The sequence below is a fragment of the Streptomyces sp. NPDC059455 genome (genome assembly GCF_042750115.1).
Taxonomy (GTDB): Bacteria; Actinomycetota; Actinomycetes; order Streptomycetales; family Streptomycetaceae; genus Streptomyces; species Streptomyces endocoffeicus.
Map to the genome: position 1 here is coordinate 1 of NZ_JBHYVB010000236.1, position 10,492 is coordinate 10,492.

General features: G+C 73.7%; 8 protein-coding genes and 3 pseudogenes. 7 read left to right on the forward strand and 4 right to left on the reverse strand.

The genetic code is table 11. The features are described 5' to 3' along the window. Together ACFXB5_RS46205 and ACFXB5_RS46210 are read right to left on the reverse strand one after the other, a co-directional pair. Positions 1-222, reverse strand: a pseudogene (locus ACFXB5_RS46205) (cobalamin biosynthesis protein CobW); the annotation flags it as partial. Further along, on the reverse strand, positions 219-476 hold the full coding sequence (locus ACFXB5_RS46210) for a type B 50S ribosomal protein L31 (protein WP_385220041.1): 258 nt from the start codon (positions 474-476) through the stop codon (positions 219-221). The pseudogene ACFXB5_RS46205 and the gene ACFXB5_RS46210, both read right to left, overlap by 4 nt. Between ACFXB5_RS46210 and ACFXB5_RS46215 the strand changes: the two genes are divergently transcribed. After that, a complete protein-coding gene (locus tag ACFXB5_RS46215) occupies positions 385-576 on the forward strand; it encodes a hypothetical protein (RefSeq protein WP_385220070.1) in 192 nt (63 codons plus the stop codon). The genes ACFXB5_RS46210 and ACFXB5_RS46215 overlap by 92 nt on opposite strands. Continuing rightward, positions 576-867: pseudogene (gene rpsN / locus ACFXB5_RS46220) on the forward strand (30S ribosomal protein S14). Before ACFXB5_RS46215 ends, rpsN begins: the two are co-directional and overlap by 1 nt. A gap of 102 nt (positions 868-969) precedes the next feature. On the opposite strand, the gene ACFXB5_RS46225 reads toward rpsN, so the two are convergent. After that, positions 970-2,046, reverse strand: coding sequence for an enoyl-CoA hydratase/isomerase family protein (locus tag ACFXB5_RS46225; RefSeq protein ID WP_385220044.1), 1,077 nt, complete (start codon positions 2,044-2,046; stop codon positions 970-972). Positions 2,047-2,243: 197 nt separating this feature from the next. Here ACFXB5_RS46225 and ACFXB5_RS46230 point away from each other — a divergent pair, with 197 nt between their 5' ends. The 3 genes from ACFXB5_RS46230 (at position 2,244) to ACFXB5_RS46240 (ending at position 5,693) form a co-directional block, all read left to right on the forward strand. Then, on the forward strand, positions 2,244-3,698 hold the full coding sequence (locus ACFXB5_RS46230) for a serine hydrolase domain-containing protein (protein ID WP_385220046.1): 1,455 nt from the start codon (positions 2,244-2,246) through the stop codon (positions 3,696-3,698). Positions 3,699-3,809: 111 nt separating this feature from the next. After that, positions 3,810-5,126 (forward strand): ANTAR domain-containing protein, encoded by a 1,317-nt coding sequence (locus tag ACFXB5_RS46235; protein ID WP_385220049.1) that lies wholly within the window; start codon positions 3,810-3,812, stop codon positions 5,124-5,126. Between the two features lie 36 nt (positions 5,127-5,162). After that, positions 5,163-5,693, forward strand: a complete 531-nt coding sequence (locus ACFXB5_RS46240) for a hypothetical protein (protein WP_385220052.1) — start codon at positions 5,163-5,165, stop codon at positions 5,691-5,693. A gap of 249 nt (positions 5,694-5,942) precedes the next feature. On the opposite strand, the gene ACFXB5_RS46245 is transcribed toward ACFXB5_RS46240, so the two are convergent. Next, positions 5,943-6,845 carry a DUF1396 domain-containing protein gene (locus tag ACFXB5_RS46245; protein WP_385220054.1) on the reverse strand — a complete coding sequence of 301 codons (903 nt, stop codon included), beginning with the start codon at positions 6,843-6,845 and terminating at the stop codon, positions 5,943-5,945. Positions 6,846-7,078: 233 nt separating this feature from the next. Here ACFXB5_RS46245 and ACFXB5_RS46250 point away from each other — a divergent pair. Together ACFXB5_RS46250 and ACFXB5_RS46255 are read left to right on the forward strand one after the other, a co-directional pair. Then, a pseudogene (locus tag ACFXB5_RS46250) lies at positions 7,079-9,546 on the forward strand (SpoIIE family protein phosphatase). A gap of 137 nt (positions 9,547-9,683) precedes the next feature. Further along, positions 9,684-10,469, forward strand: a complete 786-nt coding sequence (locus ACFXB5_RS46255; RefSeq protein WP_385220056.1) for a GAF domain-containing protein — start codon at positions 9,684-9,686, stop codon at positions 10,467-10,469. Positions 10,470-10,492 lie beyond the last annotated feature (23 nt).

The following is a 10,492-nucleotide window of genomic DNA, read 5'->3' on the forward strand; positions in this document are numbered from 1 at the left end:
GCACGCGCAGTCGTTCACCAGCGGCGCCTCGCCCTCGCCGAGCGGCCCCGATGCGTCGCGCACGGTGCGGCGCACCGCGCGGTCGGTGGCGGCGGACAGATCGTGGTGCAGCGCCACGGAACCGGGCACCGTGCGCAGGATCTCCTCGATGGCGGCGCGGCGGGCGTCGGCGTGCAGTCCGCCCACGACCGCGACGGCCAGCCGGTTCTCCTCCGCGGTCACCGGCCCCTCCCCCGGTGACCGTAGCGCCGCTCGAACCGCTCGACGCGGCCCGCGGTGTCCACGACACGCTGGTTGCCGGTGTAGAAGGGGTGGCTCGCCGAGGAGATCTCGACGTCGATGACCGGGTAGGTGGTGCCGTCCTGCCACTCGACCGTCTTGTCACTGGTGGCGGTGGAGCGGGTGAGGAAGGCGAAGTCGCCGGCCCGGTCACGGAAGACGACCGGCCGGTACGCGGGGTGGATGCCGGGCTTCAATATCCGGCTCGCCCTCAGCGCCAAGGCCATCAAGACCGTCGACGCGATCGGCATCGAGGCCGCCGTGGCCCGCATCCGCGCCCGGGGAGGGAAGGTCTGATGGCCAAGAAGAGCAAGATCGCCAAGAACGAGAAGCGCCCGGTGATCGTCGCCCGCCACGCCAAGCGCAGCGCCGAACTGAAGGCGGTCATCGCCGACCCCAGGACCCCGGCGGAGGAACGGCTCGACGCCCAGCGGGAACTGCGCCGCCAGCCCCACCCGGGTACGCAACCGCGACTCCACCGACGGCCGCCCCCGCGGCCATCTACGCGCCTTCGGGCTGTCCCGCATCCGGCTGCGCGAGATGGCACACGCCGGTGAACTCCCCGGCGTGACCAAGAGCAGTTGGTGACCGGCTGCCGGATTGGGTTACCCCGCTGAAGTGTGCCGCTTGGCACACTATTTCAGCCGTCGACGCCGATGGTCGGCCCATCGACGCCGACGGAGCGTCCGGCTACGGAGCGTCGCCGAGGCGAAGATCACCGTCGATGGGCGGCACGAAGAAACCGGCCACCTGCGCGTCCGTGACCTCGGCGAGAGCCGCCGGGGTCCAGCGGGGGCGGCGGTCCTTGTCGATCACCTGGGCGCGGATGCCCTCGACGAGGTCAGGGCGGGAAAGGGCCGCGCAGGAGACGCGGTACTCCTGCTCCATGACGCGCTCCAGCGAGCCGAGCGCCCGGGCCCCGCGGACGGCGGCCAGCGTCACCTTCAGCGCCGTGGGGGACTTGGCGAGGAGGGTCTCGGCGGTCTCCTTGGCTGCCGGTTCCCCGACCGCCATCAGCCGGTCCACGATCTCCTCGACGGTGTCCGCCGCATAGCACTGGTCGATCCACTCCCGCTGGCCGTCCAGGGTCCCGGCCGGGGCCTCGACGGCGTACCGGGGCAGGACGTCCGCCACCGGCTCCGCGGCCAGGTCCCGGGTCAGCGCGGGCAGTTGCCCGGAGGGGACGACATGGTCGGCCAGTCCGCAGCGCAGGGCGTCGGCGGCGCCCACCGAAGCTCCCGTGAGCGCCAGGTGCGTCCCGAGTTCGCCCGGTGCGCGGGCCAGCAGATGGGTGCCGCCGACGTCCGGTACGAAGCCGATCGTGGTCTCGGGCATGGCCACCCGGGAGCGCTCGGTCACGACACGTACGCCGCCGTGGGCCGAGATCCCGACGCCGCCGCCCATCACGATGCCGTCCATCAGGGCCACATAGGGCTTGGGGTAGCGGGCTATCCGGACGTTGAGCGTGTACTCGTCGCGCCAGAACGCCCGCGAGGCCGCGCCGCCGCCCGAGGTCACGTCCTGGTGGATCAGGCGGATGTCGCCGCCCGCGCACAGCCCGCGCTCCCCCGCCCCGTCGATCACCACCGCCGATACGGCCGGGTCCCGCTCCCAGGCGGTGAGGGCCTCGGCGATCCTGGTCACCATCGGATGGGTGAGGGCGTTGAGGGCGCGGGGCCGGTTGAGGGTGATATGTCCGGCGCGGCCCTCGACGCGCGTCAGCACGGCGTCGTCGTCGGTCACGCGATCGGTCACGGAGTCGGTCACGAGGTGTTCGTTCCTTCCGGTGTCTGGTGCGTTCGCGGATCACCGGCGATCCGTCACCGCCGATCCTCTCAACGGGCCCGCGGCCCGCCACAGCCGCGCCCTCCGCCCGGCCGGGCGGCACAAAACCCTCTGGACACCCGCCGCCCCGCCGGGGAGGGTTGGCGCAGCCCACCCCTGACCCCACGAGGACCCGTCTGATGAGTGCTCATCCGCTGCCCACCAGCACCCCCGCCGCCGAGGGCGTGGACGCGCGGGGCGTCCACGCCTTCCTCGACGCCGTCGAGGGCGCGCCGGAGATCGAGCCGCACAGTCTGATGATCCTGCGCCACGGCCGGCTGATCGCCTCCGGCTGGTGGGCGCCGTACACCGCCGAGCGGCCGCATCTGCTCTACTCCCTCAGCAAGAGCTTCACCTCCACGGCGGCGGGGCTGGCCGCCGCCGAGGGGCTGCTGGACCTCGACGCTCCCGTGATCTCGTACTTCCCCGAGTTCGAGGCGGAGATCACCGACCCGGGCAGCCGCGCCATGCTCGTACGCCATGTCGCGTCCATGGCCAGCGGGCACCTCGAGGAGACGCTGGAGCGGGCGTTCGGGCTGGACCCGGAGGAGCCCGTGCGCGGCTTCCTGCGGCTGCCGCCGGATCGCGCGCCGGGCACCGTCTTCGCGTACAACCAGCCCGCCACGTACACGCTCGCCGCGATCGTCCAGCGGGTGACCGGGCAGTCGCTGACGGAGTATCTGCGGCCGCGCCTGTTCGATCCGCTGGGTATCGGCGAGGCTGCCTGGCTGCAGGTGCCGGCCGGGCGCGACCTCGGCTTCAGCGGGCTGTTCGCGGCCACCGACGCGATCGCCCGGCTGGGGCTGCTGTATCTGCGGGGCGGTGAGTGGGAGGGCGAGCGGCTGCTTCCGGCCTCCTGGGTCGAGAACGCGACCCGGCTGTGGATCCCGACCGAGGAGCCCATGGCGGGCGGCTCGGGGCCGGACTGGCGGCGGGGGTACGGACTCCAGTTCTGGATGTCCCGGCACGGGTACCGGGGCGACGGGGCATTCGGGCAGTTCTGCCTGGTGCTGCCCGAGCACGATGTGGTGATCGCCACAACGGCGGACACCGAGCGGATGCAGGCCGTTCTGGACGCGGTCTGGGAGCATCTGCTGCCCGCGTTCGGCGACGCGCCGCTCACCGGCCGCGAGGACGACGACGCCGCGCTGGAGCGGCGGCTGTCCCGGCTCGCCCTGCCGCCGCTGGCGGCGAAGCCGGCGCCGCTCTCGGACCCCGGCGCCTGGTCCGGCGCGGAATTCACCCCCGAAGGCGGCGTCTGCGTGGACCAGCCGACCCTGACGGGGGTCACCGTGGCCGAGGACGGCTCCGGTGGCTGGGCCGTCTCGCTGGCCGAGCGGGCGTCCCGGCTGGACCTGGGGTTCGACGGCGCGGGGTGGCGGGTGCACGCCGGGCCGGAGGCGCCCGTTCCCACGGCGGTGAGCGGGGGCTGGACGGACCCGGACACGCTGACCGTGGACATCGCGTTCCTGGAGACCCCGCACCACCTGGTGGTCAGCTGCTCCCTCGCGGACCGCGTCTTCACCGCGCGGTGGCGCACGACGCCGCTGCACCGCGGACCGCTGCACGCCATGCGCGCGCCGGGGCCGCGTTGACCGCGCCGGGCCCGCGTTGACTCATTCCGCTCGTCTGACCAAGGTATGGCTCGGTCCGGGGTACTCCCCCGGACCGAACCCCCTGCGGACGGAATGCGGAACGAGGCGGAGATGCGCGAGATCGATGCGACGGGCGGGAACGACGACCGGGGCGTGCGGAGGAACGCGCCGGACGAGCGACCGCACCCGGTGCCGGGTTCGGCATCCGGGGGCGCGGCATGGCTGCTGCGCCCCGAAGGGGGCCTCGACCGGCCGGATCACCCCGTGTTCATGGGCGCGCGGCAGGTCGGCCGGGAGAGACTCGGCGCCGCCGTGATCGTGGATCTCTCACGGGTCCGGGAGATCACGGCGGAGGGGGTGCGGGGTCTGCTGCGCTGTGCGCGGTCCCTGTCCGAGGCCGGTGCCCCGCTGCTCCTGGCCGGGGCCGCCGACGAGGTGGCGCGGCTGCTGCGGACGGTGCTGGTGGACGGCACGATCCGGATGTACGCCACGGTGGAGTCGGCCGTCGCCGCCTGCGGCGGAACGGCGGCGGGGGCGGACACCTCCGCGCGCGACGGCGACCGGACGGCGGTGTCGGAGGTGATACGGCTGCGCCGGGAGACCGTCGATCTGCGCGCCAAACTGCGCTCGCACCCGCTGATCGCACAGGCGCAGGGCGTTCTGTGGGAGCGCTATCGGCTGCCCACGGAGCAGACCGCGTTCACCCTGCTCAAGCGCAGCTCACAGACGCACAACGTGAAACTGCGGACCCTGGCGGCCGCGCTGCTGCGCATGGAGCGGCCCGCCCCCGGCAGCCCGCTGTGGTTTCCGGAGCGCACCCGCGGGGAGGCTCCCGCGCTGCCGTTCCTGCCGGATGTGCGGCCCGGTGAGGTCCACCGCTCCACGGTGGTGAAGCGGGTGCTGAACCGGGCCATGGAGGTGGTGGGCTCCGACATGGGGGATCTGCAGCTGGCGGACCCGGCCGGGCTGCGGATGGAGCAGCACCACGGCCTCGACAGGGAGTTCATCGACTTCTTCTCCCATGTCGACGAGGGCGAGACGGCGTGTGCGCTGGCGGCGGCCCGCGCCCGGCCGGTGGTGTCGGACATCTCCACCGACCGTGTCTTCTCCGACACCGCCCGCGAGGTCATCCTGGCCACCGGCTCCCGCACCGCGCACAGCATCCCCATGACCGGCGCCTCCCGCGAGGTCGTCGGGGTGTTCTCGGTCCATGTGCCCAAGGCCAGGCACAGCCTGACCGACGCGGAGACCGCGATCCTGCTCGACCTGGCCACCCGGGCGGGGCTGTGGCTGGAGTGGCACGAGTCCACGGTCGTGCTGGACGCGCTCGAAGACCTGCACCGGCGCGCCCTGGCCGCGGCCCGGGACACGGCTCCGCGGCGGCCGTCTCTTGGGAGTCCTCCCGGCGGGTACCCGTCGGAGTCCTGACAGCGCTGCTCGGGGCCCGGCGTCGGGAGGACGACCATGGCTGTACCGGCCGCGACCCGCTCCGGCGGCATCCACCCGCCGCCGTGGCTCGGGATCTATCTCAACGACCATCTGGTGGCGGCCACGGCGGCGGTCGGGCCGGCCCGCCGGATGAATCGCGGACACCGGCACTCGGCCAACGGCGGCGAGCTGACGAGGCTCACCGCGGAGTTCGTCCAGGACCGCAGGTCGCTGCTGTGGTGCATGGCCTCGCTCGACGTCCCCGTCCGCCGCGGCAGGCTCCGCGCGTCGCGGGCGGCCGAGCGCACGGCGCGGCTGGCGCCGGGCAGCCGGCCGCGGCGGCGCACCGGGGTGAACACGCTGGTGGGGCTGGAGGCGCTCCGGATGGGTATGGAGGGCAAGGCGCTGCTGTGGCGCTCGCTGCTCGCGGTGGCCGTCCATGACACCCGGCTGCGGACGGGCCGCCTCGCGGAGCTGCTGGAGCGGGCCGGGCAGCAGCTCACCACCCCGGACTCGCTGCACTCCCGGGCCGCCTCGGCGCTGATCGTGGCCGAGGGCCCGGCGTAGGCGGCGGCCGGTTCGCCCGCGGGCGCTGTTGGATGGAACACGTACCTGGCCTCCGGCCTTGGGGGTACCCGCCCGGCGTCCGGGACGCGGGATGTGGACGCCACCCTCATCGCCGCCCGGCACCAGCCGCCCGGCACCGGCTGCCCGGCGCACGGGTGGAGGACGACTCGGCCCGCACGGCCGGGGCGGGCACACCGGGCGCCTGACCCCGCCGCGCCGCCTACTGCAGGTGAAGGCGCCCCCGCCGGATCAGCCCTCGGCCCCCCGCGCCAGCTCGGAGAGGTCCATGGTCCGGTTCGCCGGCGGCGCCTTCACCGTGACCGGCTCATTGAGGGCCGAGAAGGTGATGGTCATGTCGAGCGGGCCCTTGTCCCCCTCGCCGCGGACGCGGAACCGCTTGGTGTGGCCGTCCGGGTCGATCCACATGTCCATGGACAGCCGGTCGACCCCCATCCCCTCGTACGCCTTGAGGTTCTTCGCGCGGCGCTCGCGGGTCGCCGCGTCCTCGCCCTTCAGGCTCGCGCGCATCTGGCGGAGGCTGAGGGTGCCCCGGTAGTGCGTCGTCCGCACCCCGTCGATGGTCTCCTCGCCGAGCCGCTTCACATCGTCGGCGCCGGAGAGGAAGGCCGACTCGTCGGCCGGGTTCTTGTCGGCCTGGCGGGAGAGCGAACCGCCGGCCAGCGCGCCGGTCGCCTTCTCGCCCAGCGCCCCGAGGTCCAGCTTGAGCCAGCTCTTGCCGTCCAGCCCGGCGGCGGCCTCCTTGCCCCCGTCGAGGTACATCACCCCGCCGAGCATCCGGATCTCCACCGCCGCGTCCGAGCCCTGACCGACCGCGCGCATCTTCATGCTGACGGCGAGCGGCTTGGTGCTCATCGCCGCCTCGCCCTCGATCCGCCCGTCCTCGGGGGTGCGGCCACTCATCCGGTAGCGGAACGAGGTGAGCTTCTCGCTCTTCTTGGCAGCCGCGCGCACGGCCGCCGCCGGGGCCAACCGAACCTGCTCCGAGGACTTCTCCCCCGCCTTGCCCTCGGACTTCCCGTCCGCACCGGACGATCCGCAGCCGACCGCGCCGCCGCACAGCAGCACGGCGGTGAGCACGGTACCGGCCGCACGGACACCCCTGCCATGTCCCCCATGTACGACCATGTCCATAAACCCCACCCCTTGCAGAACTTCTGTTCGTTTCGCTGTGATCCGGGACAGTACCAGCAGCGAGTGACAGCCGGCTCCCGACCATCATGCGCGGGCCACGCCCCATGTGCCGACCCCTCTCACCGTGGGCATACTTGAAGACGCGACCATTGGTTCACTCTCCGCCAAGGGCGCCACGGTGGAGCCGGCACCTCGCCCACGGCGGACGACCGGGGCAAAGGTGAGATGACGGCATGACGCGACCGGACACCCCGCGGGACGAGTGGTCCGTCCGGTCGGGCGATCTCCTCGGCGAGGGGGCCACCGCCAAGGCCACGGTCGACGAGCACGGCATCGTCACCCGGTGGAACGAGGCGGCCCGCGGGCTGCTCGGCTACCGCCCCGCCGAGATCGTGGGCAGGCCCGCGGCCGAGCTGCTCCACGACTCCTCGCCCGCCCGCGCCGACGTGCCGGCCGCGCTGCGCTCCCCCTCCCCGCCCGCCCGGCTGAACGGGCGGGTCACCCTGCTGCGCCGCGATGGCTCCACCGTGGAGCTGGGGCTGCTGGCGCACCGCCGCACCTCGTCCGCCGGGGCCCCCGAGTGGCTGATCGTCTCCGCCGTACCGCGCGCCGGGGACACCGCCCGGGACGACGAGTTGATGCGGCGCTCCTTCCTCGAGGGCCCCTGCACGATGGCGGTCTACGACACCGGGCTGCGGCTGCGCTGGGCCAACCGCGACCTGGAGCGGGTGATGGGCCTGGCGCAGGAGGAGATGCGGGGGCTGCGGATCCCGGAGATCCTGCCCGGCCCCGAGGCCGAGTCGGTCGAGCGGACGATGCGGCGGGCGCTGGAGACGGGCGAGGGGCAGCGGCTGGAGCTGGCCACGCCCATGCCCGGCCACCCCCGCCCGCTTGCCTGGTCCGCCGCCGTCGCCCCGCTGCTGGACGACGAGGGCCGGGCGGCGGCCGTGATGCTGTCCGCTCACGACACCACCGCCCAGCTGACCGCCCGGCAGCGGCTGACACTGCTCAACGAGGCCAGCGTGCGGATCGGCAGCACCCTGGACATCGACCGGACCGCACAGGAGCTGGCCGATGTGGCCGTCCCGGAGCTCGCCGACTTCGTCACGGTCGATCTGCTGCCCGCGGTGCACGACGGCGGCGAACCGCGCCCCGGCCCGCCGGGCGGCCATGTGCTGCTGCGCCGGGTCGCCTGCCGGTCGGTCTTCGCGGGCTGCCCGGAGGCCGTACTGGAGCCGGGGCAGGTGGCGGCCTACCCCGAGTTCTCCCCCGCGGCCGAGTGTCTGAAGGCCGAGCGGGCGATGCTGAACCGGGTCACCGACCCCGCCGTCGCCCGGTGTGCCGACGAGGCCCCGGAGCGGGCCGCCATGATCCACCGGTTCGGGCTCCATTCGACGATGGCCGTTCCGCTACGGGCCCGCGGCACCACCCTCGGCGTGGCCACCTTCTCCCGGCACCGCCGCCCCGAGCCGTTCGAACAGGACGATCTGCTGCTCGCCGAGGAGATGACGGCCAGGGCCGCCGTCTGCGTCGACAACGCCCGGCGGTACACCCATGAGCGGCACACCGCGCTGGCCCTTCAGCGCAGTCTGCTGCCGCGCACCCTGCCCCCGAGCGCCGCCGTGGAAGTCGCCTCCGGCTATCGTCCGGCCGACTCCCGGTCCGGGGTGGGCGGCGACTGGTTCGACGTCATCCGGCTGTCGGGCGCGCGGGTCGCCCTGGTCGTCGGCGATGTGGTGGGCCATGGCGTACGGGCGTCGGCGGCGATGGGGCGGCTGCGGACGGCGGTGCGCACCCTCGCCGACGTCGATCTCGCCCCCGATGAGCTGCTCACCCATCTGGACGATCTGATCAACCATCTGTCGGACGAGACGGAGAACGACAACGGTGGTGCGGGCGCGGCAGAGGCGGTGGGGGTGACCAACGCCCAGGTCGGCGCCACCTGTCTGTACGCGGTCTACGACCCGGTCTCCCGCCGCTGCTCACTGGCGCGGGCCGGGCATCCGCCGCCCGTGCTGGTGACGCCCGACGGCACCGCCACCCTTCTCGACCTGCCCAGCGGGCCGCCGCTGGGGCTGGGGGGCCTGCCGTTCGAGACGCTCGAGCTCGAACTGCCGGAGGGCAGCCTGCTGGCCCTCTACACCGACGGGCTGATCGAGTCCCGCGGAACGGATGTCGACAAGGCGATCGACACCCTGCGCTCCACCCTCGCCGGCCCGCCGCCTCCCTGGACGGCCTCTGCCAGGCGGTGCTGGCCAAGCTGCTGCCGGGCCACCCCACCGACGACATCGCCCTGCTCCTGGCCCGCACCCGGGGGCTGGACGCGGACAGCGTGGCCACCTGAGAGCTGCCGGACGACCCGGCCGTGGTGGCCCGAGCCCGCCGGGAGGCCGCCGAACGGCTGGCCGCGTGGGGCTTCGAGGAGGCCGACTTCACCATGGAGGTGGTGGTCAGCGAGCTGGTCACCAACGCCATCCGGCACGCCACCCCGCCCATCAGGCTGCGGCTGATCCATGACCGGGCCCTGATCTGCGAGGTCTCCGACGGCAGCGCCACCGCACCGCATCTGCGCCGCGCCCGCGCCTTCGACGAGGGCGGCCGCGGACTGCTGCTGGTGGCCCAGCTGACCGAGAGCTGGGGTACCCGGCAGACCGCCACGGGCAAGACCATCTGGGCCGAACTGGCCGGGCCCGCCCTGTAGGAGCCATGGCCCGAAGGGCTGCTCGCATCGTCGTGGTCGCCTCTCCCCCGCTTCACGACCGCAGCCCCCGCCGCGCCTCTTCACTACAATCGCGGAGCAACGAAGCCCCGCTCAGCAGAGGCTGAAGGCTGCCATCCATGCGTACCCAGCACCCACGCGACGCCAGTCCCCTGGCCGCGCTGAGCCCCGCCGAATCGGCCCGTCTCATGGCGGTGATCCGCGAGGCGGCGCTGAGCCGGGGACGGCTTCCGCTGCCCGCCCGCCCGGTGATCGGCGCCTCCTGGGACCGGATGCTGCGCCTGGGCCTCGACCCGGACCACGGCCGCGCGCCACGGCCGCTGGGCCTGGACGAACTGGAGCGCCGACGGCGGCAGACCCGGCTGGCCGAGGTGCTGCCCACCCTGCACAACGGGCTGCTGGACGCGGCGGAGGCGGCCGCGCACATCATGATCATCGCCGATGCGGAGGGCCGGATCCTGTGGATCGACGGCCATCGGGGGGTGCGTCGGCAGGCCGACGGCATCGCGCTCGTGGAGGGTTCGCACTGGGCCGAGGACGTCGCCGGGACCAGCGGAATCGGCACCGCGCTCGCCGTGAAGTCCCCCGTACGGGTGCATTCGGCGGAGCACTTCGTGAGCGCCTTCCACGCCTGGAGCTGCGCCGCCGCCCCGGTCCACGACCCGCGCGACGGACGGCTGCTGGGCGTCATCGACGTCAGCGGCCCCGCCGGAACCGCCCATCCGACGGTGCTCTCCCTGGTCACCGCGACCGCCCGGTGGGCCGAGGGCGAATTGCGCCTCGCCCACAGCCGGGAGCTGGAGGGCCTGCGCGCGGTCGCCGCGCCGCTGCTGGCGCGGATCCACGGCAAGGCCGTCGTGGTCGACCAGCACGGCTGGATCGCCGGGGTCACCGGGGCTGTCTAATATAAACAACTGAAGCAGCCCAC